This window comes from Streptomyces sp. NPDC102259, from assembly GCF_044766465.1.
Classification (GTDB): Bacteria; Actinomycetota; Actinomycetes; order Streptomycetales; family Streptomycetaceae; genus Streptomyces.
On sequence record NZ_JBIWMA010000010.1, the window covers coordinates 56934 to 80021 of the forward strand.

Annotated in this window: 22 protein-coding genes and 1 pseudogene; 18 read left to right on the forward strand and 5 right to left on the reverse strand. The window is 71.5% G+C overall.

Annotated elements, in window-relative coordinates:
- Nucleotides 1–156: 156 nt before the first annotated feature.
- On the reverse strand, nucleotides 157–783 hold the full coding sequence (locus ACIRPU_RS23175; RefSeq protein WP_403870246.1) for a TetR family transcriptional regulator: 627 nt from the start codon (nucleotides 781–783) through the stop codon (nucleotides 157–159).
- Nucleotides 784–905: 122 nt separating this feature from the next.
- Between ACIRPU_RS23175 and ACIRPU_RS23180 the strand changes: the two genes are divergently transcribed.
- From ACIRPU_RS23180 to ACIRPU_RS23190, 3 genes are read left to right on the forward strand one after another with little or no spacing between them, the layout of a single operon-like run.
- Nucleotides 906–1073: a hypothetical protein gene (locus ACIRPU_RS23180; RefSeq protein ID WP_199824938.1), complete on the forward strand. Its 168-nt coding sequence runs from the start codon at nucleotides 906–908 to the stop codon at nucleotides 1071–1073.
- A gap of 35 nt (nucleotides 1074–1108) precedes the next feature.
- The gene (locus ACIRPU_RS23185; protein ID WP_355708790.1) at nucleotides 1109–1390 is read left to right on the forward strand and encodes a DUF4190 domain-containing protein; all 282 of its coding nucleotides are present in this window, start codon (nucleotides 1109–1111) and stop codon (nucleotides 1388–1390) included.
- Between the two features lie 60 nt (nucleotides 1391–1450).
- Nucleotides 1451–2614, forward strand: a complete 1164-nt coding sequence (locus tag ACIRPU_RS23190) for a cysteine desulfurase family protein (protein ID WP_403870250.1) — start codon at nucleotides 1451–1453, stop codon at nucleotides 2612–2614.
- 201 nt (nucleotides 2615–2815) lie between these two features.
- Here the strand turns inward: ACIRPU_RS23190 and ACIRPU_RS23195 are convergent, their stop codons facing one another.
- Both ACIRPU_RS23195 and ACIRPU_RS23200 read right to left on the reverse strand, forming a co-directional pair.
- A complete protein-coding gene (locus ACIRPU_RS23195; RefSeq protein ID WP_403870253.1) occupies nucleotides 2816–4408 on the reverse strand; it encodes a multicopper oxidase family protein in 1593 nt (530 codons plus the stop codon).
- A gap of 218 nt (nucleotides 4409–4626) precedes the next feature.
- A complete protein-coding gene (locus tag ACIRPU_RS23200; protein WP_403870256.1) occupies nucleotides 4627–5286 on the reverse strand; it encodes an N-acetylmuramoyl-L-alanine amidase in 660 nt (219 codons plus the stop codon).
- Between the two features lie 83 nt (nucleotides 5287–5369).
- Between ACIRPU_RS23200 and mnmA the strand changes: the two genes are divergently transcribed.
- Entirely contained in the window at nucleotides 5370–6500 is a 1131-nt protein-coding gene (gene mnmA / locus ACIRPU_RS23205) for a tRNA 2-thiouridine(34) synthase MnmA (protein ID WP_403870259.1), read from the forward strand.
- A 3-nt stretch (nucleotides 6501–6503) separates the two neighbouring features.
- On the opposite strand, the gene ACIRPU_RS23210 is transcribed toward mnmA, so the two are convergent.
- Both ACIRPU_RS23210 and ACIRPU_RS23215 read right to left on the reverse strand, forming a co-directional pair.
- Nucleotides 6504–7289, reverse strand: a complete 786-nt coding sequence (locus tag ACIRPU_RS23210) for an alpha/beta fold hydrolase (RefSeq protein WP_403870263.1) — start codon at nucleotides 7287–7289, stop codon at nucleotides 6504–6506.
- 53 nt (nucleotides 7290–7342) lie between these two features.
- Nucleotides 7343–7681, reverse strand: coding sequence for a DUF427 domain-containing protein (locus ACIRPU_RS23215; protein ID WP_403870266.1), 339 nt, complete (start codon nucleotides 7679–7681; stop codon nucleotides 7343–7345).
- Nucleotides 7682–7731: 50 nt separating this feature from the next.
- Here ACIRPU_RS23215 and ACIRPU_RS23220 point away from each other — a divergent pair.
- From ACIRPU_RS23220 to ACIRPU_RS23285, 14 genes and pseudogenes are all read left to right on the forward strand, one after another.
- A pseudogene (locus ACIRPU_RS23220) lies at nucleotides 7732–8303 on the forward strand (LOG family protein).
- A 27-nt stretch (nucleotides 8304–8330) separates the two neighbouring features.
- Nucleotides 8331–9020 (forward strand): SDR family oxidoreductase, encoded by a 690-nt coding sequence (locus tag ACIRPU_RS23225; protein ID WP_403870269.1) that lies wholly within the window; start codon nucleotides 8331–8333, stop codon nucleotides 9018–9020.
- A gap of 50 nt (nucleotides 9021–9070) precedes the next feature.
- Complete coding sequence (locus ACIRPU_RS23230; RefSeq protein ID WP_403870272.1) at nucleotides 9071–10072, forward strand: methionine synthase; 1002 nt, start codon at nucleotides 9071–9073, stop codon at nucleotides 10070–10072.
- Nucleotides 10073–10087: 15 nt separating this feature from the next.
- Nucleotides 10088–12280 (forward strand): NAD-dependent DNA ligase LigA, encoded by a 2193-nt coding sequence (gene ligA, locus ACIRPU_RS23235; protein WP_403870275.1) that lies wholly within the window; start codon nucleotides 10088–10090, stop codon nucleotides 12278–12280.
- A 269-nt stretch (nucleotides 12281–12549) separates the two neighbouring features.
- Nucleotides 12550–14805, forward strand: coding sequence for a putative bifunctional diguanylate cyclase/phosphodiesterase (locus ACIRPU_RS23240; protein ID WP_403870278.1), 2256 nt, complete (start codon nucleotides 12550–12552; stop codon nucleotides 14803–14805).
- Nucleotides 14806–14920: 115 nt separating this feature from the next.
- On the forward strand, nucleotides 14921–15217 hold the full coding sequence (gene gatC / locus ACIRPU_RS23245; RefSeq protein ID WP_007384860.1) for an Asp-tRNA(Asn)/Glu-tRNA(Gln) amidotransferase subunit GatC: 297 nt from the start codon (nucleotides 14921–14923) through the stop codon (nucleotides 15215–15217).
- Nucleotides 15218–15222: 5 nt separating this feature from the next.
- The gene (gene gatA, locus ACIRPU_RS23250; protein ID WP_355709610.1) at nucleotides 15223–16725 is read left to right on the forward strand and encodes an Asp-tRNA(Asn)/Glu-tRNA(Gln) amidotransferase subunit GatA; all 1503 of its coding nucleotides are present in this window, start codon (nucleotides 15223–15225) and stop codon (nucleotides 16723–16725) included.
- Nucleotides 16722–16961: a hypothetical protein gene (locus ACIRPU_RS23255; RefSeq protein WP_020131415.1), complete on the forward strand. Its 240-nt coding sequence runs from the start codon at nucleotides 16722–16724 to the stop codon at nucleotides 16959–16961. Before gatA ends, ACIRPU_RS23255 begins: the two co-directional genes overlap by 4 nt.
- Before the next feature lie 15 nt (nucleotides 16962–16976).
- A complete protein-coding gene (gene gatB / locus ACIRPU_RS23260) occupies nucleotides 16977–18491 on the forward strand; it encodes an Asp-tRNA(Asn)/Glu-tRNA(Gln) amidotransferase subunit GatB (protein WP_403870283.1) in 1515 nt (504 codons plus the stop codon).
- A gap of 97 nt (nucleotides 18492–18588) precedes the next feature.
- A complete protein-coding gene (locus ACIRPU_RS23265) occupies nucleotides 18589–19011 on the forward strand; it encodes a hypothetical protein (protein WP_403870286.1) in 423 nt (140 codons plus the stop codon).
- 208 nt (nucleotides 19012–19219) lie between these two features.
- Complete coding sequence (locus tag ACIRPU_RS23270) at nucleotides 19220–21448, forward strand: MMPL family transporter (RefSeq protein WP_403870289.1); 2229 nt, start codon at nucleotides 19220–19222, stop codon at nucleotides 21446–21448.
- A complete protein-coding gene (locus ACIRPU_RS23275) occupies nucleotides 21426–22001 on the forward strand; it encodes a GNAT family N-acetyltransferase (RefSeq protein ID WP_403870292.1) in 576 nt (191 codons plus the stop codon). The genes ACIRPU_RS23270 and ACIRPU_RS23275 overlap by 23 nt, the downstream gene beginning before the upstream one ends.
- Before the next feature lie 35 nt (nucleotides 22002–22036).
- Nucleotides 22037–22648: a hypothetical protein gene (locus ACIRPU_RS23280; RefSeq protein ID WP_403870295.1), complete on the forward strand. Its 612-nt coding sequence runs from the start codon at nucleotides 22037–22039 to the stop codon at nucleotides 22646–22648.
- A 194-nt stretch (nucleotides 22649–22842) separates the two neighbouring features.
- Nucleotides 22843–23052, forward strand: a complete 210-nt coding sequence (locus ACIRPU_RS23285; protein ID WP_403870298.1) for a hypothetical protein — start codon at nucleotides 22843–22845, stop codon at nucleotides 23050–23052.
- Nucleotides 23053–23088 lie beyond the last annotated feature (36 nt).

Below are 23088 nucleotides of genomic sequence, written 5' to 3' on the forward strand. Positions count from 1 at the left end.
CCCCGCAACCCCCGGCAGGACCACGCCGCGCGCGCAGCGCCTCCCAAGGCTCGGCCTGCCCCCCCCCCCCCCCCCCCCCCCCCCCCCCCCCCCGCCCCCCCCCCCCCCGCCCCCCCCCCCCCCGCCCCTGTGGCGTACGGGTGGGCCGCGGGACCGTCAGTCCAGCCAGTGCCGGCGGCCGATGCTGATGAGCCGCATCTGGCGGGCGGCGAGCAGGTTGACCCGCTCCTGTTCCTCCGGCGAGGACTCCAGCGCCTCCAGGAACAGCGAGGCCGTGACGAGCATCTGGTCGACGTAGAGATGCGAGAGCATCAGCAGGTCGTCGTCGCTCCAGCCCTCGGCCTCGGCGTCCTTGGCCAGCTCGGTCTTCACCTCCTCGGCGAACCGGGCCAGTTGGTCCCGGATCGCCTCTCGCACCGGCTGTACCCCGCCATGTCGCTCCCGGGCGATGAAACGGACGGGAGCGGGGTACGCGGTCACATGACCGGCGATCAACTCGACAGCGCGCGTGATGCGTTCCTCGCTCGAGCCGGCCGTGGTCACGGTGGTGCGGATCATCGGGTGCAGGCTGCCCAGCGCCTCCTCGACCAGGGCCACGCCCAGATCCGCGGTGGAGCGGAAGTGGCGGTAGAAGGCGGTCGGGGCGACCCCGACGGCACGGGTGACCTCGCGCAGCCCCAGGCTGCTCAGGCTCTGCTCCTCCAGCAGCACCAAGGCCGCGTCCATGAGCGCCTGCCGGGTCTTCTGCTTCTGGGCCTGCCGGATGCCGAGGGTGTGACTCATATCATCCAGTTAACAACTGTTCTCTGGAATTGGAAAGCCGGGGTACACGCTAGACTCGAAAGTCAGTGAACAAGTGTAACCACAACTGTTCACCCAAACTTTACGGAGGGGGATCCGATCCCATGCTGTTCCTCGTTGCGGCCCTGCTGCTGTTCGGCGTCGTCATGGGCACCGTGGCCCACGCGCCGTTCGCCTTCACCCTCGTCGCCGCCGCCGTGATCGCCGCCTGGCTCGGCGTCTTCGCGCTCCGCGAGCGCCACGGCCGTCGCCGGCACACCTCGACCCACTGACCCGTCGCACCGTCATCCACAGGAGCTGACCCGCCATGCAACTCACCGCACCGGCCACCCGCCCCACCGGCACTCGCCCCACCGGCATCCGGGACACCGACGGAATGGCCGTCGCGTCCTTCGTCCTCGGCCTCCTCGGCCTGCTCGTCCTCAACGTCTTCCTCGGCCCGATCGCCATCGTCCTGGCGACGGTCGCCCTCTGGCGCGGCACGGCCCGCCGCGGGCGCGCCTTCCTCGGACTGGGTCTGGGCATCGCCGACCTGCTGGTCCTGGTGGCGTTCATGCAGGCGGACTCGACGGTTTCCTGGAGCTTCTGACCGCCCGCACTCACCTGCCAGCGAGACGTGCCACCCGGCCCCCGTAGAATCGGCGCCACCATGGCATACCTCGACCACGCCGCGACCACGCCGATGCTCCCCGAGGCGGTCGAGGCACTCACCGCGCACCTGGGCGTCACCGGCAACGCCTCCTCCCTGCACGCGGCCGGCCGGCGGGCCCGCCGCACGGTCGAGGAAGCCCGGGAGACCCTTGCGGACGCGCTCGGCGCCCGTCCCAGCGAGGTCGTCCTCACCTCCGGCGGCACCGAGGCCGACAACCTCGCGGTCAAGGGCCTGTACTGGTCCCGCCGCGACACGGACCCGGCCCGCACCCGCGTCCTGGCCAGCCCGGTCGAACACCACGCGGTCCTCGACGCCGTGCACTGGCTCGGCGAGCACGAGGGCGCCACGGTCGAATACCTGCCGGTCGACTCCTACGGGCGGGTCCACCCCGAGGCGCTCCGCGAAGCCATCGCCCGCAACCCTCACGATGTGGCCCTGGCCACCGTCATGTGGGCGAACAACGAGATCGGCACGATCCTGCCGGTCCGTGAACTGGCGGACGTGGCGGCCGAGTTCGACGTCCCGCTGCACGCCGACGCCGTCCAGGCCTTCGGCCAGGTCCCCGTCGACTTCACCGCCTCCGGCCTCGCCGCGATGACGGTCTCCGGCCACAAGATCGGCGGCCCGTACGGCATCGGCGCCCTTCTCCTCGGCCGTGAGCACACCCCCGTGCCCGTCCTGCACGGCGGCGGCCAGGAGCGCCATGTCCGCTCCGGCACCCTCGACGTCCCCGCCATCGCCTCCTTCGCGGTCGCCGGACGCCTCGCCGCCGAGCAGCGCGAGTGGTTCGCCCGCGAGATCGGCGCCCTGCGCGACACGCTGATCGACGCGGTCCGTACGGCCGTCCCGGACGCGATCCTCGGCGGGGACCCGGTGGACCGGCTCCCGGCCAACGCCCACTTCACGTTCCCGGGCTGTGAGGGCGACTCCCTGCTGCTGCTGCTCGACGCCCAGGGCATCGAGTGCTCCACCGGCTCCGCCTGCACCGCCGGCGTCGCCCAGCCCAGCCACGTCCTGCTGGCCGTCGGCACCGAACCCGACCTGGCCCGCGGCACCCTTCGCTTCTCCCTCGGCCACACCTCCACCGAGGCCGATGTCGAGGCGGTCGCCAAGGTCATCGGCCCGGCGGTGGAGCGGGCCCGCGCGGCCGGACTGACGTAACGCCGACGATCCTCGGCGGCGGCGCCGGACGCCCCGTGGGAGACCGCCGTCGGGGAGGAGCTCTGTTCAAAGGCGTCTGCCAGCCACCGCCGCCACCATGGACTCGGCCCGGGTGCGCCGGGCCAGGGGCTGCCGCCGGCACTTCCACTGCCGGCGGCAGCCTGCTCAGGAGGCTGGAGTGACTGGCCCGCGGGGGCCTGGCTAGCTCTCCGTGACCATGAGGGACGCCATCATGCCCTCGTCCTCGTGCTGGAGAAGATGGCAGTGGAGCATGTACATGTACGTGTCGTCGGTGAAGTCGGTGAACTTCATCGCGATCTTGATGGAGCCGCCGCCGACCACCTCGAAGGTGTCGAACCAGCCGAGGTCGACGCCGGTCGGCGTCTCGCCGTTGATCTCGATCACCTGGTAGGGCACGTCGTGCAGATGGAACGAGTGCTCGAGCTGGGTGCTGTTCGTGATCGTCCAGATCTCCTCGGCGTCCAGCGTGGTGCTGATCATCGCCATCCCGGCCATGGTGGTGCCCACCGAGCCGTTGATGGTCATGGTCCCGCCGGCGCCCTGGCCGAGGGTGATCGTCCGCGCGGTGAAGGCGCTCGTGTCGTACCGGGTGATGGTGTTGAGCGTGCTCGGCAGGGCGGCCGGGGTGTCGGTGGCGTCCGGGGTCACGGTCAGGAAGTCGTAGGTGCCGCTTCCGCCGCGGATCCAGCCGGTGGTGACGACGGCCTGGAGCGTGACCGCGTCCTCGAGGTCGAGGACGAACTCGGCGCGGCCGCCGGCCACCAGCCGGATCGTGGTCACCTCGGTGGCCTCGGTGAGGTAGCCCTGGTCGGTGGCGATCTGGGTGAGCGTCCCGCCGTCGCCGCGCTGGACGGTCATGATGTCGGCGGGGGAGGCGTTGAGGACCCGGAAGCGGGTGCGCTTCTTGGTGGCGGTGAAGCCGAGGGTGGTGGCGTCGACGTTGGTGCCGTTGACCAGTACGGGGAAGCTGACGCCGGAGCTGCGGTAGCCGGTGGCCTCGTACTTGATGTCGCCGGCGCTGTCGACCGCCAGACACTGGAGGATGATCGGGATGTCGTCGACGCCGTACTCGCTCGGCAGCGCGGCCGAGGCGGCCGAGTCGTCCTCCACGATGATCATCCCGGCCAGTCCGTGGACGACCTGCTCGGCCGTGGTGCCCAAGGCGTGCGGGTGGTACCAGAGGGTCTTGGCCTCGTCGAGGACCTCGAACGTGGGCGACCAGGTCACGCCGTCCGCGAAGGCGTTCTGCGGGCCGCCGTCCATCTTGGGCGGGATGTGGGCGCCGTGGAAGTGGACCGAGGTGTCCGCGCCCAGGCTGTTGGTGAAGTTCATCAGGACCGTCTCGCCCTTGGTCCACTTCAAGGTCGGGCCGAGGTACGAGCCGTTGTAGCCGGCCGTGGTGCTGGTGACGCCGCTGAGCACCTCGCCGGTGCCGGTCTTCGCGGTCAGGGTGTAGGTGGTGGCGCCGTCGGTGGTGGTGGCCTCCAGCAGGTCGGGGATGGTGAGGGCGCCGGTGGCGTCGGCGGCCGACGCCTTGTTGCTGTTGCCGCCCGTCAGCAGGGAGAAGGTGACCCCGGCGGTCCCGACGGCGGCCAGCCCGGCCGCGCCCGCCATGCCACCGAGGAACTTCCGCCGGTGCAGGCCCTTGCCGTGCCCGCTCTTGGTCTCACCGCTCTTCGTGTGGCGCTCGTCCTTGGCGGCCCGCTCGCTTCGCGCGTGGGCACCCTTGCTCTGCCGTCCCGCGCCGGACGCGGGATCTGTGGTGTGGGTCATGGCCGTGGAGCTTTGAGGTAAGGCCTATGTGAAGACTGAGCCGAACTTAGGAGTGAGCCGAGGAGGCTGTGCGACCGCCCTGTTCTCCAACTCCCTTGAAGAAAAGCCAAGTTGGTGGAGCGCAGGTCATGTTCGGGGCGCGGGACACAACGGACGGACGGCTCTCATCAATTGTTCACGGTTTTGAGTACATGTGACCTTTATCACATTGCCGGTTCTCAGGCGGTCGAGGTCGACGCCTCGCGCACGAGCCGCAGATACCGATCCCAGTCCCAGTGCTCGCCCGGGTCGGTGTGATCCGTGCCCGGCACCTCCACATGCCCGATGATGTGCTCCCGGTCGACGGCTATGTCGTACCGCCGGCAGATCGCGGCGGTCAGCCGGGCGGAGGCGGCGTACATCGCGTCGGTGAAGTCCCGCGGCCGGTCCACGAAGCCCTCGTGCTCGATGCCGACACTGCGCTCGTTGTACGCCCGGTTGCCCGCGTGGTACGCCACGTCCAGCTCCCGGATCATCTGGGTGACGTGCCCGTCCTTGCCGACGATGTAGTGCGCGGCCGCCTTGTGTCTTGGGTCCTCGAACGCCTTCACCGCGCTGTCGAGGTCGCCCTGCGTGACATGGACGACGACCATGTCGATCCCGTAGTCGTCCGGCCGGTCCGCCCAGCGGAAGTTGGCCTCCGACGCTGCCACCCACCGAGCGCCCCGGAAGTCCACCGCCCCCTCCGTCCGCTGCCTGCGCACGCCCGGCAGCCGCCAGTACAGCCGCGCCAGCTCGTCACGCGCCAGCACGCCCGTGCCGACGGCGGCCGCCGCCCCGCCGATCAGCAGGGCGCGCCGCCCGATCCGCCGGTCGGAGTCGCTCTTCTTCGCCCCCATGTACGTGCCCTTCCTCGCCCCTCGTGATCGTCAACGCATACTCGCGGGCTCCGGTTCCCGGCGACCCGTACCCTGGAAGGGTTATGACTGAGACCTCGCAGCGTTCCCGCCCCCTTCGCGTACTCGCCGCCATGTCCGGCGGGGTCGACTCCGCCGTGGCCGCCGCCCGCGCCGCGGAAGCCGGCCACGACGTGACAGGCGTCCATCTCGCGCTCTCCGCGAACCCGCAGTCGTTCCGCACCGGCGCGCGGGGCTGTTGCACGATCGAGGACTCCCGCGACGCCCGCCGTGCCGCCGACGTCATCGGCATCCCGTTCTACGTCTGGGACCTCGCCGACCGCTTCCGCGAGGACGTCGTCGACGACTTCGTCGCCGAGTACGAGGCCGGCCGCACCCCCAACCCCTGTCTGCGCTGCAACGAGAAGATCAAGTTCGCCGCGCTGCTCGACAAGGCGCTCGCCCTGGGCTTCGACGCGGTGTGCACCGGCCACTACGCGAAGGTGCTGGTCCGGGAGGACGGCACGCGCGAGCTGCACCGCGCCTCCGACATGGCCAAGGACCAGTCGTACGTCCTCGGCGTCCTCGACGACCGGCAGCTCGCCCACGCGCTCTTCCCCCTCGGCGACACGGTGACGACGAAGGACGAGATCCGCGCGGAGGCCGAGCGCCGGGGCCTGGCGGTCGCCAAGAAGCCCGACTCCCACGACATCTGCTTCATCGCCGACGGCGACACCCAGGGCTTCCTCGCGAACCGGCTGGGCCGGGCGGAGGGCGACATCGTCGACGAGTCCGGTGTGAAGGTGGGCAGCCACGAGGGCGCGTACGGCTTCACCATCGGCCAGCGCAAGGGACTGCGCATCGGCACCCCGGCCGCCGACGGCAAGCCGCGCTACGTCCTCGACATCTCCCCGGTGGACAACACGGTGACGGTCGGCCCGGCCGCCTCCTTGGACGTCGGCGCCCTGACCGCGATCAGGCCCCGCTGGTGCGGCGCCGCCCCGACCGGCCCCGGCACCTACACGGCCCAGCTGCGCGCCCACGGCGGCGAGACCGAGGTGCGGGCCGAACTCGTCGACGGCTCCCTGGAGGTCACCTTCACGGAGCCCGTCCGGGGCGTGGCCCCCGGCCAGGCGATCGTGCTGTACGACGACACGCGCGTGGTGGGCTCGGCGACGATCGCGACCACCGTGCGGGCGACGGCCGGGGTGGCCTGACCCTCAGCCGCGCGACCCGAGGAACTCCGCCAGCACCGGCGCGAGGACGTTGGGGTCCACCATGTGGGTCTGGCCGTCGAGGGCGCGGTAGGCGCCGTCCGGGACCGCGTCCGCGACGGCACGCGTGGCCTCTTGCAGCCACGGCGGACTGGCCTCGCCCGCCACGGCGAGCACCGGCACGCCGATCGAGGCCAGCCGCTCCCGGGGCGGTGTCCCGCCGCCCATGACGGCGTCGTCGTAGGCGAGGGTCGGCGCGACGGCCTCCATCCCCTCCCACATCGGTGACTGACGGGCGCCCCGGATCATCTCCTCGGCCAGCCCCGTCAGCCGCAGGAACAGTTCGACGGCGTCCCCGCGCCGCCCCTGCGCGAGCGCCTCGGTGAGGTTCGCCGTGTACGCGGCGCGTCCCCGCGCGCTCTCCTCGTCCAGGGCGTACGGCGTCTCGTACACGGCCACCCGCGGCACCGGCAGGCCGGCGGCCGCCGCCTCCAGCACCAGCGCGCCGCCCGAGGAGATGCCGTACAGCGCCGCCTCGCCGCCCGCCGCGTCGATGAGGGCCGCCAGGTCCTCGACCTCGCGTGCCACCGCGTACGGTGCCGTGTCGCCGCTCTCGCCGCGGCCCCGGCGGTCGTACCGGAGAACCGTGAAGCGGTCGGCGAGCAGGCCGGCCAGGGGCGCCATGGTGCCGCCCGTGGACATCGCCCCGCTCACCAGGATGACCGCGGGCCCCTCGCCGGCGCGTGCGTACGCGAGTTCGGTGCCGTCGCGCGAAATGGTCTTCTTGTCCATGCTCATGCAGACTGCCGCACGGCACGGCGGTCATCGGTCTGCGACACCTCCGCTTACGGGACTTCCGCCTGCGCGACTTCCACTTCGTAGAAGCAGAGGTGGTTCTTGATCTCGGCGACATCGGGCTTGGGATCGGGATAGCCCCAGACGAGGTCCGCCGCGTCGGGCAGCGACCAGTACGACGCCGTTCCCTTGAAGGGGCAGTACGTGTGGGTGTCGGAGGGGGTCAGGAGGTCGAGCCGTACGTCCTCGGCGGGGATGTAGTACCGCACCGGACAGCCGGTCTCGCGCAGGGCGAGCGCCTGGTCGGTCTCGGCCAGCACCTGGCCGCCGTGGACGACCCTGATGTGCCGGCCGTCCCGCTCGATCGTGATCGTGTGTCCTCGGGTCATGTCGGAACAGCGCCCGCGGGCCCCGGGTTCTTCCCGCGTACGGCGGCCGCATGCGTATCTGCGTCTTCCTCTCCGCCGCCGACCTCGACGAGCGTTACACCCGCCCCGCGCGCGAGTTCGCCGAACTGCTCGGCAAGGGCGGTCACACCCTCGTGTGGGGCGGTTCCGACGTCGGCCTGATGAAGGTGGTCGCGGACGGCGTGCAGGAGGCGGGCGGCCGGCTGTGCGGGGTGTCGGTGGACTTCCTCGCGGCCACGGCGCGGGCCGGGGTCGAGGAAATGGTCATCGCGCGTGATCTCGCCTGGGGGTACCTCCCGCGCCCTTGAGGCAGTGGGGGAGCAAGAGGCTGCTCCTGGAGAAGGCCGACGCGGTGGTGGTCATGGTCGGCGGAACGGGCACCCTCGACGAGGCGACCGAGATCCTCGAGCTGAAGAAGCACGGGCACACCGACAAGCCGGTCGTGCTGCTCAACACCGCGCGCTTCTACGACGGCCTCAAGGAACAGTTCCGGCGCATGGAGGACGAGGGCTTCCTGCCCGTCCCCCTCACCGACCTGGTGTTCTTCGCCGAGGAGGCGGTGGGCGCGCTGGCCTGCCTGGAAGAGAGCCAGGGCATCGAGTGACGTGCCGGTGATGCGAGCATGACGGGCATGGCTACTCATGTGATCACCGGAGCCGGTTCCGGCATCGGCGCGGCCGTCGCCCGCCGTCTGCACGCGCGCGGGGACGAACTCGTGCTGCACGCGCGCGACGCGGGCCGCGCGAAGGAGCTGGCGGCGGAGTTTCCCGGGGCCCGGACCCTGGTCGGCGACCTGGCCGAGCCCGCCAAGCTGAGCTGGGCCTTCTCCCACCAGACGCTCCCCGACCGGGTGGACTCCCTCCTCCACGTCGCCGGCGTGGTCGACCTGGGCCCGGTCGGCGACCTGACCCCGAAGGCCTGGCGCCACCAGCTCGACGTCAACCTGATCGCCCCGGCCGAGCTGACCCGCCACTTCCTGCCCCAGCTCCGGGCCACCCGGGGACACGTGGTCTTCGTGAACTCCGGGGCGGGGCTGCGGGCGAGCGCCGACTGGTCCGCGTACGCCGCCTCCAAGCACGGCCTGAAGGCGCTGGCGGACGCCCTGCGCGCCGAGGAGCACGGCAACGGCGTCCGCGTCACCTCCGTCTACCCCGGCCGCACCGCCAGCCCCATGCAGGCCAAGGTCCACCAGCAGGAGGGCAAGGAGTACGACCCGGGGGAGTGGATCGACCCGGAGTCGGTCGCGACGACGATCCTGATGGCCCTCGACCTGCCCCGGGACGCGGAGGTCAACGACCTGACGGTGCGTCCGGGGCGGTGAGACCGCCGGCGGCGGCGAGCCGCGCCCCCGCGCCTACGTAGGCTTCACCCGTGAACGCACATTTCAGTTTCGGCCCCGCCACCGGCGTCGGCTCCCTGCCCGGCGGTGACGCCCGCGAGGCCGCCAGGGCCGCCACCGGGTCCTTCGAGGACTTCCCGTTCCTTGCCGAGCTGCCGGCCCGCGGCCCGGGCGCCGACATGATCGGCCGCACCGCGGGGATGCTCGTCGAGCTGTTCGCGCGCGTGGAGCCCAGCGGCTGGCGGATCGGCGACCGGCCGGGCCGGGACACCAAACGGGCCCGGTCCTGGCTGGGGGAGGACCTCGACGCGCTGGAGGAGTTCACGCAGGGCTACGAGGGCCAGGTGAAGGTGCAGGCCGTCGGGCCCTGGACCCTGGCCGCCGCGCTGGAGCTGAAGAACGGTCAGTCGGTGCTCTCCGACCACGGCGCCCGCCGCGACCTCGCCGGCTCCCTCGCCGAGGGTCTGCGCCTCCACCTCGACGAGGTGCGGCGCCGGGTACCCGGCGCGCAGCTCGTGCTCCAGCTCGACGAACCCTCCCTGACCCCCGTCCTGCGCGGCCAGGTGAAGACCGCCAGCGGCTACCACACCCACCGCGCCGTCGACCGGCAGGTCGTGGAGGCCACGCTCCGGGACGTCGTCGGGGTGCACGGCGACGGCCCCGTCGTGGTCCACTCCTGCGCGCCGGACGTCCCGTTCGCCCTGTTGCGCCGGGTCGGCGCGGCAGCGGTCTCCTTCGACTTCTCGCTGCTCACCGAGCGTGACGACGACGTGATCGGCGAGGCGGTCGAAGGAGGTACCCGGCTGTTCGCCGGTGTCGTGCCGGGCGTGGACGCCCCATTGTCGGACCCTGCCGGTAGCGTCATGGGTGTCAGGACGCTGTGGCGCAGGCTGGGGCTGCAACCGGGGCTGCTCACGGAGGCGGTCACGCTCACGCCGTCGTGCGGCCTCGCGGGAGCTTCCCCCGCGTACGCGCGCCAGGCACTCGCCCACTGCGTCCAGGCGGCGAGATCCCTCGCGGACAACCCAGAGTAACGGGAGGACGACACGGTGGCCGGCGACAGGCAAGCGGAGACGGCGGTGCCCAGCGAGGCACGGGAGAAGCACGCGCAGCTGGCTGAGCAGATCGAGGAGCACCGCTTCCGGTACTACGTGAAGGACGCTCCCGTCATCAGCGACGCCGAGTTCGACCGGCTCCTGCGCGCCGTGGAGGCACTGGAGGATGAGTATCCCGAGCTGCGTACGCCCGACTCGCCGACCCAGAAGGTCGCGGGCGCGTACGCCACGGAGTTCACGGCCGTCCAGCACCGCGAGCGCATGCTCTCCCTCGACAACGCCTTCGACGACCTGGAGCTCGCCGCGTGGGCCGAGCGCGTCCACAAGGACGTGGGCAGCTCCGCGTACCACTTCCTGTGCGAGCTCAAGGTCGACGGCCTCGCCGTCAACCTCACGTACGAGAACGGCCGTCTCACGCGCGCGGCGACCCGTGGCGACGGCCGCACGGGCGAGGACATCACGCCCAACGTGCGCACCATCGCGGAGATCCCCGACCGCCTCGACGGCGACGGGGTCCCGACCCTGGTGGAGATCCGGGGCGAGGTCTACTTCCCGATGGAGAAGTTCGAGGAGCTGAACGCCCGGCTGGTCGAGGCGGGCGACAAGCCCTTCGCCAACCCGCGCAACGCGGCGGCCGGTTCATTGCGCCAGAAGGACCCGCGCGTCACCGCCTCCCGCCCGCTGCACATGGTCGTGCACGGCATCGGCGCGCTGGAGGGCTACGAGGGCCTCACCCGCCTCTCCGAGGCCTACGACCTCCTCAAGGCCTGGGGCCTGCCCACCTCCCCGCACAACAAGGTGGTCGGCGACCTCGACGGCGTACGGGCGTTCATCGCGTTCTACGGCGAGAACCGGCACTCGGTGGAGCACGAGATCGACGGCGTGGTCGTCAAGCTCGACGAGATCCGCCTCCAGGGGCGGCTCGGCTCGACGGCCCGTGCCCCCCGGTGGGCGATCGCCTACAAGTACGCGCCCGAGGAGGTCAACACCAAGCTCGTCAACATCCGTGTGGGTGTCGGCCGTACCGGCCGCGTGACGCCGTACGCCCAGGTGGAGCCCATCACGGTGGCGGGCTCCGAGGTCGAGTTCGCCACCCTGCACAACCAGGAGGTCGTCAAGGCCAAGGGCGTCCTGATCGGCGACACGGTGGTGCTGCGCAAGGCCGGTGACGTGATCCCGGAGATCCTCGGCCCGGTGGTCGACCTGCGCGACGGCAGCGAGCGCGCGTTCGTGATGCCGTCCGAGTGTCCGGCCTGCGGTGCGGCGCTGCGGCCGATGAAGGAGGGGGACATCGACCTGCGCTGCCCCAACGCCCGTTCCTGTCCGGCCCAGTTGCGCGAGCGGGTGTTCTACCTGGCCGGCCGCAAGGCGCTGGACATCGAGCAGTTCGGTTACGTGGCCGCGGCCGCCCTCACCAACCCGCTGGAGCCGGCCGACCCGCCGCTGCGGGACGAGGGCGACCTCTTCGACCTCACCATCGACCGGCTGCTGCCCATCAAGGCGTACGTGCTCGACCAGGACAGCGGGCTGCCCAAGCGGGACCCGAAGACGGGCGAGGAGAAGATCGCCACGGTCTTCGCCAACCAGCAGGGGGAGCCGAAGAAGAACGCGCTCGCCATGCTGGAGAACATCGCCGCCGCCAAGGAACGCCCGCTGGCGCGCATCCTCACCGGGTTGTCGATCCGTCACGTCGGACCGGTCGCGGCCGAGGCGCTGGCTCGCGAGTTCCGCTCGATCGAGCGGATCGAGCAGGCGTCGCAGGAGGAGCTCGCGGCCACGGACGGGGTGGGCGCCATCATCGCGGCCTCGCTCAAGGAGTGGTTCGCCGAGGACTGGCACCAGGAGATCCTGCGCAAGTGGCGGGCCGCCGGCGTCCGCATGGAGGAGGAGGGCTCCGGGGAGGACGAGGGACCGCGTGCCCTCGAAGGGTTGACGGTCGTCGTCACCGGCACCCTGGAGCACTTCACCCGGGACGGCGCCAAGGACGCCCTGCAGAACCAAGGGGCGAAGGTGACCGGTTCGGTTTCGAAGAAGACATCTTTCGTCGTTGTGGGTGACAATCCGGGATCGAAGTACGACAAGGCGATGCAACTGAAGGTGCCGGTTCTGAACGAGGACGGCTTCACCGTCCTGCTGGAACAGGGACCCGAGGCGGCGGCCGAAGTGGCCCTTCCGACCGAGGAGTAGCGAAGAGTGGCGGTTGAAGGTCACCCGATCGGCGCATACCAGATGCATACGGGTGGCCGGGGCGCATTCGGGCAACCGTCGACGACCGCTGCCCGTGGAAGCCTTCCGCGGCCTACTGTTGAGACGTGCGCCTGCCGTGCCCAGCTGCGGTCGGGGCACCCTCGTGCTCCTGGTGAGCAGGGGGAAGGGTTCTCCAACGCGGCGCCGCCCGGGGTTGTCGGGCGACGGGTCGCGTGGCGTGGGCACCGCCGGCTGTGAGAGGGACGGGAATGGAACCGACCGAGAGCGCCGCCCCGGACGAACGGCTGCGCCGACGCCGGGTCGCCGGCGTCTGGTGGGGGAACTGGTGGACGGCGCGCTCCGAGCGGCCTCCGGGCGCCGAGGCCTACGTGCCGCACACCGCGCCGTACGCGACGCCGCATCCCGCTCCCGACCTCCGCGTCGCCACCGCCCCGCATCCGGGGCTGCCCGACCCCGAGGCCGACCGGCAGCTGTCCTGGCCCGCGCTGCCCGCCTCGGTCGTCTCCGCCGCCGCCTTCGCGCTCGGCGCCGGTTTCTACCGCGCCTTCACCGGCCACCACGCGCTCTTCCCGTCCGGCACGGCCGGCTGGGCCCTGGCCGTACTGGCCGGCGTCATCGTCGGCCACCTGGTCCTGCTCGGCCGCGCCCGCTGGTGGGGCGGCACCGGCTCCGGCGCCGCCCTCACCCTCGCCGTCCTGCTGCTGTACGGCTGGGTGGCGGCCGGACTGGTCAGCCTCACCGTCGTCGTCCTGGTCGGCATAGCCAGGCGCCACCGCTGGCGGCAGGGCATCCTGCACGGCGCGGTGGACATCCTCGGCATCGGCGCGGGCGCGCTGCTGCTGGCCGCCTGCGGCCGGATACCGTCCGTGGAGCACCCCTGGACCCCCGACAGCTGGACGGTCTACACCGGCCCCCAGGTGGTCCTGGTGGCCGTCGCCTACCTCGCGGTCACCCGCGTCCTGCTCTGGTACCTGCACGCCCCGCGCTCCGGCGGACTGCCCACCGTCGCCCGCACGGCCCTGGTCAGACAGGGCCTGGTCGCGGTCGCCCTGCTGGGCATCGCGCCGCTGATCTGCGTGGTGGCCGTGGCCAAGCCGATCCTGCTGCCGCTGTTCGCCATCCCGCTCATCGCCCTCGACTCCACCCTGTGGATGGCCCGCGCCCGCGCCGAGGAACAGCTGCGCGACCCGCTGACCGGGCTGCCCAACCGCCAGTGGCTGCTGGAGCGCATCTGGACCGCCCTGGACGACGCGGAGCGCATCGGCGCCCGGGCCGCCCTGATGCTGATCGACCTGGACCGCTTCCGCTCGGTCAACGACACCCTCGGTCATCTCGCCGGTGACCGGCTGCTGCTCCAGATAGCCGAGCGGCTCAAGCTCGCCCTGCCGCGCGGGGCGGAGGTCGCGCGGCTCGGCGGGGACGAGTTCGCCGTCTTACTGCCCGTCGCCGACTCCACGACCTCGGCGTCGCGGGTCGCCCGCGGGCTGGTCTCCGACCTCGGCTCGCCGCTCGACCTCGACGGGCTCACCCTCGTCCTGGAGGCCAGCGCGGGCGTCGCCGTCTACCCCGACCACGCCCTCGACGCGGAGGGCCTGCTGCGCCGGGCCGACGTGGCGATGTACCAGGCCAAGCGGGACCGTACGGGCGTGGAGGTGTACGAGTCCAAGCGCGACTCCAACACCCCCGACCGGCTCGGACTGCTGGGCGATCTGCGGCGGGCGCTCGACGCGCACGAGGTCGAGCTGCACTACCAGCCGAAGGTCCGCTTCGACGGGCAGGTGGCGGGGCTGGAGGCGCTGGTCCGCTGGGTGCACCCGGAGCGCGGGAGGGTACCGCCGGACGAGTTCATAGCGATCGCCGAGTCGTCCGGGCTGATGCCCCATCTGACGGAGTACGTGCTGGAGACGGCGCTCGGCCAGGTCGCCAAGTGGCGGGCCCAGGGGCTGTACGTGCCGGTCGCGGTCAACGTCTCCCCCCGTGACGTGCACACGCCGGGCTTCGCCGGCTCCGTCGCGGCCCGGCTGGCCCGGCACGGAGTGCCCGCGGGAGCGCTCCAACTGGAGATAACGGAACACGTCCTGCTGGAGGACCCGCAGCGAGCCGCCGACACTCTCAACGCGCTGACCGGGCACGGCGTGAAGATGTCGCTGGACGACTTCGGAACGGGCTACTCCTCCCTGGTGCACCTGCGCCGGCTCCCCGTGAGCGAGCTGAAGATCGACCGCTCCTTCGTGGCCCGGCTGGCCATCGACACCGAGGACGCGGAGATAGTGCGCTGCACGGTCGACCTCGCGCATTCGCTGGGTCTGCTGGTGGTCGCCGAGGGCGTCGAGGACGACGAGACCTGGGAGCGGCTGCGCGACCTGGGCTGCGACGCGGTGCAGGGCTGGCTGGTGGCCGCGGCGATGCCCCCGGAGGAGACGACGGCCTGGCTGCGGGCCCGCGGCTCACGCGGCTGGCAGCGCCCCGCGGCGGCACTTCCGGCGGCGGCGTCGGACGAGTAGCCCCGCCCCGGCCCCACCCCGAGGAGCCCCGGAGTATCCGTGTCACGGGTTCAGTGCCCCGCACCCTAGGATTGGGCCCAAACCACACACTCACTCCACCCCAGAGGAACGCTGCATGCCTGGCATCACGCGCGAGGAGGTCGCCCACCTCGCCCGGCTGGCGCGTCTGGAGCTGAAGCCCGAAGAGCTCGAACACTTCGCGGGACAGCTGGACGACATCATCGGCGCGGTCGCCCGCGTCAGCGAGGTCGCCGACCAAGACGTACCGCCGACCTCGCACCCGCTCCCGCTGACGAACGTCATGCGGGCGGACGAGGTCCGTCCGTCGCTCACCCCCGAGCAGGCGCTCTCCGGCGCCCCGGCCCAGGAGCAGCAGCGTTTCAAGGTGCCGCAGATCCTGGGGGAGGACTAACCGCCATGTCGGACAACGTCAACATCATCAAGCTCACGGCCGCCGAGACCGCCGCGAAGATCGCCTCCGGCGAGCTCACGGCCGTCCAGGTCACCGAGGCGCACCTGGCGCGCATCGAGGCCGTCGACGAGAAGGTCCACGCCTTCCTGCACGTCGACCGTGCGGGCGCGCTGGCCCAGGCGCGCGCCGTCGACGAGAAGCGGGAGCGGGGCGAGAAGCTCGGCCCGCTGGCCGGCGTCCCGCTCGCGCTCAAGGACATCTTCACCACCGAGGGCATCCCGACGACCGTCGGTTCGAAGATCCTCGAGGGCTGGATCCCGCCGTACGACGCGACGCTCACCAAGCGACTGAAGGCCGCCGACGTCGTCATCCTCGGCAAGACCAACATGGACGAGTTCGCCATGGGGTCGTCCACCGAGAACAGCGCCTACGGGCCGACCGGCAACCCCTGGGACCTCACCAAGATCCCCGGCGGTTCCGGCGGCGGTTCCTCCGCCGCGCTCGCCTCCTTCCAGGCGCCGCTGGCCATCGGCACCGACACCGGCGGCTCCATCCGCCAGCCGGCCTCCGTCACCGGCACGGTCGGCGTGAAGCCGACGTACGGCGCTGTCTCGCGGTACGGCATGGTCGCCTTCTCGTCCTCCCTCGACCAGGGCGGCCCCTGTGCCCGTACGGTCCTGGACGCGGCGCTGCTGCACGAGGTCATCGCCGGGCACGACCCGCTGGACTCCACGTCCATCGACGCGCCCGTCCCGCCGGTCGTCGAGGCCGCCCGCAACGGCAGCGTCGAGGGCATGCGCGTCGGCGTCGTGAAGCAGTTCCGCGGTGAGGGCTACCAGGCCGGCGTCATCCAGCGGTTCGACGAGTCCGTCGCGCTGCTGAAGGAGCTGGGCGCCGAGATCGTCGAGCTGGACTGTCCGTCCTTCGACCTCGCCCTGTCGGCGTACTACCTGATCGCGCCGTCCGAGTGCTCGTCCAACCTCGCCCGATTCGACGGCCTGCGCTACGGCCTGCGGGTCGGCGACGACGGCAGCCACTCGGCCGAGGAGGTCACCTCCCTCACCCGTGAGGCGGGCTTCGGCCCCGAGGTCAAGCGCCGCATCATGCTCGGCACGTACGCCCTGAGCTCCGGCTACTACGACGCGTACTACGGCTCGGCGCAGAAGGTCCGCACGCTCATCACGCGGGACTTCGAGAAGGCCTTCGAGCAGGTCGACGTGATCGTGTCGCCCACGACGCCGACCACCGCCTTCGCGATCGGCGAGCGCGCCGACGACCCGATGGCGATGTACCTGGCCGACCTGTGCACCATCCCGACCAACCTCGCGGGCAACGCGGCCATGTCGCTGCCCTGTGGTCTCGCCCCGGAGGACAACCTCCCGGTCGGTCTGCAGATCATCGCCCCGGCGCTGAAGGACGACCGGCTGTACAAGGTCGGCGCCGCCGTCGAGGCCGCCTTCGTGGAAAGGTGGGGTCACCCGCTTCTCGAGGAGGCTCCGTCGCTGTGAGCGCACTGAACAAGGCCAAGGGCTTCAAGAAGTCCAAGTCCGGTACGTACCTGTCCATCGCCGGGACCGCGTTCGGCGCGTTCGGCGTCGCCAAGCGGCTGAAGAAGGCCCGCGCCGAGAAGGACACCCTGGTCCTGATCGACGCCACCGTGTCCGCCGTCGCCATCGTCACCGGCCTCGCCATCCTCTACCGCGAGCTGAAGCGGCTGGGCGACGACGACGTCCTGCTGGGCTGAGAGGGAAGTTTCACCGTGACCACCACGACCGACCTGGTGTCGTACGAGGACGCGCTGGCGTCGTACGACCCCGTCATGGGCCTCGAGGTCCACGTCGAACTCGGCACCAAGACGAAGATGTTCTGCGGGTGTTCGACCGAGCTGGGCGCCGAGCCCAACTCGCAGACCTGTCCCACCTGCCTCGGCATGCCCGGCGCGCTTCCGGTCGTCAACGCGATCGGCATCGAGTCGGCGATCAAGATCGGTCTCGCGCTGAACTGCGAGATCGCCGAGTGGTGCCGCTTCGCCCGGAAGAACTACTTCTATCCGGACATGCCGAAGAACTTCCAGACCTCCCAGTACGACGAGCCGATCGCCTTCGACGGCTACCTCGACGTACAGCTGGAGGACGGCGAGACCTTCCGGGTGCAGATCGAGCGCGCCCACATGGAGGAGGACACCGGCAAGTCGACGCACGTCGGCGGCGCCACCGGCCGTATCCACGGCGCGTCCCACTCCCTGCTGGACTACAACCGCGCCGGCATCCCGCTCATCGAGATCGTCACCAAGCCGATCGAGGGGGCCGGCGAGCGCGCCCCCGAGGTCGCGCGGGCGTACGTCCGTGAGCTGCGCGAGCTCATCAAGGCGCTCGGCGTCTCCGAGGCCCGCATGGAGATGGGCCAGATGCGCTGCGACGTGAACCTGTCGCTGCGCCCGCACGGCCGGGAGAAGTTCGGCACCCGGTCCGAGACGAAGAACGTGAACTCGCTGCGGTCCGTGGAGCGCGCGGCCCGTTTCGAGATCCAGCGGCACGCCGCCGTGCTCGACAGCGGCGGCACGATCATCCAGGAGACCCGCCACTTCCACGAGGACACCGGGTCGACGACCTCGGGCCGCGTGAAGGAGGAGGCCGAGGACTACCGGTACTTCCCGGAGCCCGACCTGGTGCCGATTGCCCCGTCCCGCGAATGGGTCGAGGAGATCCGGGGCGGTCTGCCGGAGCTGCCGCTGGCCCGCCGCAACCGGCTGCTCGCCGAGTGGGGCATCGCCCCCGCCGACATGCAGTCGATCACCAACGCCGGTGCGCTGGACCTGATCGTCGCCTCCATCGACGCCGGCGCCGACGCGGCCTCCGCCCGTAAGTGGTGGATGGGCGAACTGGCCCGCAGCGCCAACGAGTCGGGCGTCCCGCTCGACGAGCTGGCGATCACGTCGGAGCAGGTCGCCCGGGTCACCGAGCTGGTGAACAAGGGCGATCTGAACGACAAGCTGGCCCGTCAGGTCATCGAGGGCGTCCTCGCGGGCGAGGGCACCCCGGACGAGGTCGTCGACAAGCGCGGTCTGAAGGTCGTCTCCGACGAGGGCGCGCTCACCACCGCCGTCGAGGAGGCCATCGCCGGCAACCCGGGCATCGCCGACAAGATCCGCGGTGGCAAGGTGGCCGCGGCCGGTGCCCTGGTCGGCGCCGTGATGAAGGCTACGCGCGGGCAGGCCGACGCGGCCCGCGTCAAGGAGCTGATCCTGGAGAAGCTGGGCGTCAGCGAGGGCTGAGCCCACCGTTCTTCTCGCGCCCAGGGGGGATGCGCCGCACCGGCGCATCCCCCCTGGGCGTCTCTCTTCTCGGCGCGACGCGCTACGCTCGCCCGCCATGAGGGCACGAACCGACTCCGACACGCAGGACGACATACACGACGGCCCGCAGGCCGAAACGACCGGCCCGACCGGCGCGGCCGGCAGGACTGAAGCCGCCGCCGCGACCGAGCAGGCCGACGAAGCGGACGCCGACACGGACGCCGACGCCGAGACGGACGACGAACACGGCCCCGAGGACGCCCGCCGGGCCCGCTGGACGGCGATCGGCACCGGAGTGCTGCTCACCCTCGCCGGACTCGCCGCGTCCCTCATGCGCCTCACCGGCTCCGCCCCCGCCCTCGTCCCGGCGGCCTACGCCCTCGGCGCCGCCGTCTGCGCCCTCGCCGCCTTCCTGGGGTCCCGCGGCCGTACCCGGCGCGCGCTGTGGCTGCTGATCGCCGGGGTGATGGTGATGGCGATCGGCGACCAGGCCGACTGACACGTGCCCGACGAGGCCTGACACAGGGGTTGTTATTGTCCTGTGAGCTGCCTCCCACTCCTGTGAAAAGCCCCACGAACGCCGCAATCGATCGACTTCGCCTGCAAGAGTGGCTCCACATCGCTCATACGTTCTTTGCGGGCTGTTCAGGTCAGGCACGACTGTTCCCGGTCAAAGATCCACAATTCACCCTCCGGGAGCACGTCAAGTGGCAGCCCTCGCACGCTGGTGTGTTCGCCACCGCCTCATGACGGTGCTGATCTGGCTGCTCGCTCTCGGCGGCACCGCGACCGCCGCGCTCGCCGTCGGCTCCGCGTACTCCAACGACTACGAGGTCCCCGGCACCGAGTCCGGCCGCGCCACCCGGCTGCTCACGGAGGGCTTCCCGGGCCTCGGCGGCGACAGCGACACCGTCGTCTGGCACACCGCCTCGGGTTCCGTGCGCGCCGCCGACGTCGAACAGACCGTGAACCGCGCGCTGGAGAAGATCGCCGACCTGCCCGGCGTGGCCTCCGTCGCCGGCCCCTATGACGGCCAGGGCAAGGCGCGGATCAGCAAGGACGGCCACACGGCGTACGCCACCGTCACCTTCGAGGACCGCGCCGAGGACGTCGACGAGAGCGAGGCGCGGGCCGTCGTCGACGCCGCCGAAGCCGCCGAGACCGACGGCCTCCAGGTGGAGCTGGGCGGCTCCGCGATCGGCCTCACCGAGTCCTCCGGCGGGCATCTCGCCGAGATCGTCGGCGTGGTCGTCGCCGCGGTCGTGCTGTTCCTCGCCTTCGGCTCGCTCGCCGCCTCGGCCCTGCCCATCGCCACCGCCCTGGTCGGCGTCGGCACCGCGTACGCGGGCATCGTGCTCCTCGGACACGCCATGACCGTCGCCGACTTCGCGCCCATGCTCGGCCTGCTCATCGGGCTCGGCGTCGGCATCGACTACGCGCTGTTCATCGTGACCCGGCACCGGCGCGGACTGAAGCGGGGGCTCACGGTCCCCGAGGCCGCCGCGAGTGCCGTCGCCACCACCGGACGCGCGGTCGTCTTCGCGGGCGCCACGGTGTGCATAGCCCTCCTCGGCATGCTGATCCTGCGGCTGAGCTTCCTCAACGGCGTGGCGATCGCCGCCTCCCTGACCGTGGTCCTGACGGTCGCCGCCTCCGTGACGCTGCTGCCCGCCCTGCTGTCCTTCATCGGCATGCGCGCCCTCAGCCGCCGCGAACGCCGCCGGCTCGCCGAGCACGGACCCCGGCCGGAGCTGCCGACCGGGCTCGCCGCCCGCTGGTCGGCGTTCGTGGAGCGCCGTCCCAAGCTGCTCGGCGCGCTCGCCCTCGTCGTCATCGCCGTCCTGGCCCTGCCCACCTTCTCCCTCCGTCTGGGCACCTCCGACCAGGGCAACGCCCCCGAATCGGCCACCACCCGGCAGGCCTACGATCTCCTCGCCGAGAACTTCGGCGCCGGCGTGAACGGTCCGCTGACCCTGGCGACCCGCGTCGGGGGCGCCGAGGACCGGCTCGCCCTCGACAATCTCGACACCGCCCTGCGCACCACCGAGGGCGTGGCCTCGGTGACACCGGTGACCTTCGACTCGGCCGGCCGCACCGCGTACCTCACCGTCGTTCCCGAGTCCGCCCCGCAGTCGCAGCGCACCAGCGAGCTCGTCGACCGGCTGCGCACCGAGGTGCTGCCCCGCGCCGAGACGGGCACCTCCCTCGACGTGCACGTCGGCGGGGTGACGGCCGGATACGACGACTTCGCGGACGTCATCGTCGGCAAACTCCCGCTGTTCGTCGGCGTCGTCATCGGCCTGGGCTGTCTGCTGCTCCTGCTCGCCTTCAGGTCCGTCGGCATACCGTTCAAGGCCGCCGTGATGAACGTGGCCGCCGTCGCCGCCGCCTTCGGGATCGTCGTGGCCGTGTTCCAGTGGGGCTGGGGCAGCGAGTCGCTGGGGCTCGGCCGCGCGGGGCCCATCGAGCCCTTCCTCCCCGTGATCATGGTGTCGGTGCTGTTCGGCCTCTCCATGGACTACCAGGTCTTCCTGGTCAGCCGGATGTACGAGGAGTGGCTGGAGACCGGCGACAACCGGCGCGCCGTCCGGGTGGGCCTCGCCGAGACCAGCCGGGTGATCAACTCCGCCGCCGTCATCATGATCTCGGTCTTCCTCGCCTTCGTGCTCAGCGGCGACCGGGTGATCGCCATGTTCGGCATCGCCCTCGCCGCCGCCGTCGCCCTGGACGCCTTCGTCCTGCGGACGCTGCTGGTGCCCGCCCTCATGCACCTGCTCGGCAGCGCCAATTGGTGGCTGCCCCGCCGGCTCGACCGGTACCTGCCGCGGATCAGCATCGAGCCGCCCGAGTGCCGTGCCGCCCATGAGAGGCTCACCGAGGCAGTGGAGGCACTGGAGAAGGAGCAGCGGCCGGATGTACGCGATATCGCTGGGTGACGACGGGGCCGAACTGCGCCCGCTGGAGCCCTGGCACGCCGAGGAGTTCCTGGCGCATCTCGAGCGCGGCAGGGAGTTCATCAACCAGTACGTCCCCTTCGGCTCGAAGGCCACCGACGTGGCCACCGCGCGGGAGGCGCTCCAGAGGTACGCCGACATGCGCGCCGCCGACACCGGCTCGCTGCACGGCCTGTGGCTGGACGGCACGCTCGTGGGCGGCGTGCTCTTCCTGAACTTCGACGCCGAGGACGCGAACTGCGAGGTCGGCTGCTGGCTGGAACCCGCCGGTACCGGGCGCGGCCTGGTCACCCGGGCCATGCGGGTGCTGATCGACTTCGCGGTGGATCAGCGCGGGATGCAACGGATCGAATGGGTCGCCTCCGCGGGCAACACCCCCAGCCTGGACGTGGCCCGGCGGCTGGGAATGACCCGCGACGGCGTACGCCGGCAGTCCTACCCCTATCGTGGGGTGCGGCACGACCTCGAAGTGTGGTCCGTGCTCGCCCAGGAGTGGCGCGACGCACGCGCGCGCGGCGCTCACAACGATCATTAAGGGACCTCTCAGAGAGCGTCCGTACGGTGCGAGGTATGGGAACGAAGACTGTGGACGAGGCCGGCACGGAATCCGGCACCGAGGCGAAGCGCGACGAGGAGAAGGTGGACGTCACGAAGACCGAGGCGCCGGACGAAGCGACCGGGACGAAGGCGGAGGCCGTCGAGGACGCCACCGACGACGTCACCGATGACGCCACCGACGACGGTGACGAGGTCATCGCCGAGGAGACCGCCGACCGGGCGGCCGGTTCCACCGGGGTCGGCCAGGGCGCCGGCGCCGTCGTCTCCGTCGCGCTCGGCGTCGTGTCGCTCACCGGCGGCTGGATCGGCACCGTCGCCGCCGCCCGCGAGACGCTGGTCGGTCAGCTCCAGACCTCGTCGAGCGCCGGTGTCGCCACCCAGATCAAGGAGGTCTACGGCGATGCCTGGCAGACCACCGCGCTCTGGGCCGGCCTGTTCGCGCTGGTCGCGCTGATCATCGGTGTGGTCGTCCTGGCCCGGCCCGCCTTCGGCGCCCCCGCCGGGCCGCAGGCCCCCTGGATCAAGTCCGTGTCCTGGGCCGGCGTCGCGCTCGGCGTCATCGGCCTGCTGCTGGCCGTCCTCAAGTACACCGACGCCCTGCTCGGACTGCCGTCCGCGAGCTAGCACCCGCAGGTCACGAGGGGTCTTAGACGACCGTGAGCCACTCACGGACGTCCTAAGGCCCCTCAGTCGCGTCTAAGGCGCCGTCCGCCGCCGAAGATGCGGAACTCTCCCGATGTGGCGGACCCCCCTGGGAGACGAAGGTTGAGGCATCGCGACAAGCGAGCCGGAAACAACGACCTCTCAGGGGACACACCATGTACGAGTACGAGTTGCAGCAGGCCCGTTCCGCCGAACTGCGCCGCCGGGCCGAGGACGAGCGACAGGCCCGCCAGGTCGTCCGCAGCCGCCGCGCCGCCCGTCGTGAGGCCGCCGAACGCGCCGCCGTCGAGCGGGCGGAGGGCGGCGCCGGGAGCGAGTCGCATACCCATCTCCTCCATCGGCTCCGGTTCGCCCGGCCGGCGTGAACGCGGGGGCGGGGGAGGGCGGCCGCACGGGGGTCG

Coding starts and splice junctions, on each gene's coding strand:
- ACIRPU_RS23285 (WP_403870298.1), top strand. CDS start 22,843: ATGTACGAGTACGAGTTGCAGCAGGCCCGTTCCGCCGAACTGCGCCGC.
- ACIRPU_RS23225 (WP_403870269.1), top strand. CDS start 8,331: ATGGCTACTCATGTGATCACCGGAGCCGGTTCCGGCATCGGCGCGGCC.
- ACIRPU_RS23200 (WP_403870256.1), bottom strand. CDS start 5,286: ATGGGGGCGAAGAAGAGCGACTCCGACCGGCGGATCGGGCGGCGCGCC.
- mnmA (WP_403870259.1), top strand. CDS start 5,370: ATGACTGAGACCTCGCAGCGTTCCCGCCCCCTTCGCGTACTCGCCGCC.
- ACIRPU_RS23280 (WP_403870295.1), top strand. CDS start 22,037: ATGGGAACGAAGACTGTGGACGAGGCCGGCACGGAATCCGGCACCGAG.
- ACIRPU_RS23195 (WP_403870253.1), bottom strand. CDS start 4,408: ATGACCCACACCACAGATCCCGCGTCCGGCGCGGGACGGCAGAGCAAG.
- ACIRPU_RS23265 (WP_403870286.1), top strand. CDS start 18,589: ATGAGGGCACGAACCGACTCCGACACGCAGGACGACATACACGACGGC.
- ACIRPU_RS23175 (WP_403870246.1), bottom strand. CDS start 783: ATGAGTCACACCCTCGGCATCCGGCAGGCCCAGAAGCAGAAGACCCGG.
- ACIRPU_RS23180 (WP_199824938.1), top strand. CDS start 906: ATGCTGTTCCTCGTTGCGGCCCTGCTGCTGTTCGGCGTCGTCATGGGC.
- ACIRPU_RS23275 (WP_403870292.1), top strand. CDS start 21,426: ATGTACGCGATATCGCTGGGTGACGACGGGGCCGAACTGCGCCCGCTG.
- ACIRPU_RS23185 (WP_355708790.1), top strand. CDS start 1,109: ATGCAACTCACCGCACCGGCCACCCGCCCCACCGGCACTCGCCCCACC.
- ACIRPU_RS23215 (WP_403870266.1), bottom strand. CDS start 7,681: ATGACCCGAGGACACACGATCACGATCGAGCGGGACGGCCGGCACATC.
- gatA (WP_355709610.1), top strand. CDS start 15,223: ATGTCGGACAACGTCAACATCATCAAGCTCACGGCCGCCGAGACCGCC.
- ACIRPU_RS23210 (WP_403870263.1), bottom strand. CDS start 7,289: ATGGACAAGAAGACCATTTCGCGCGACGGCACCGAACTCGCGTACGCA.
- gatC (WP_007384860.1), top strand. CDS start 14,921: ATGCCTGGCATCACGCGCGAGGAGGTCGCCCACCTCGCCCGGCTGGCG.
- ACIRPU_RS23240 (WP_403870278.1), top strand. CDS start 12,550: ATGGAACCGACCGAGAGCGCCGCCCCGGACGAACGGCTGCGCCGACGC.
- ACIRPU_RS23190 (WP_403870250.1), top strand. CDS start 1,451: ATGGCATACCTCGACCACGCCGCGACCACGCCGATGCTCCCCGAGGCG.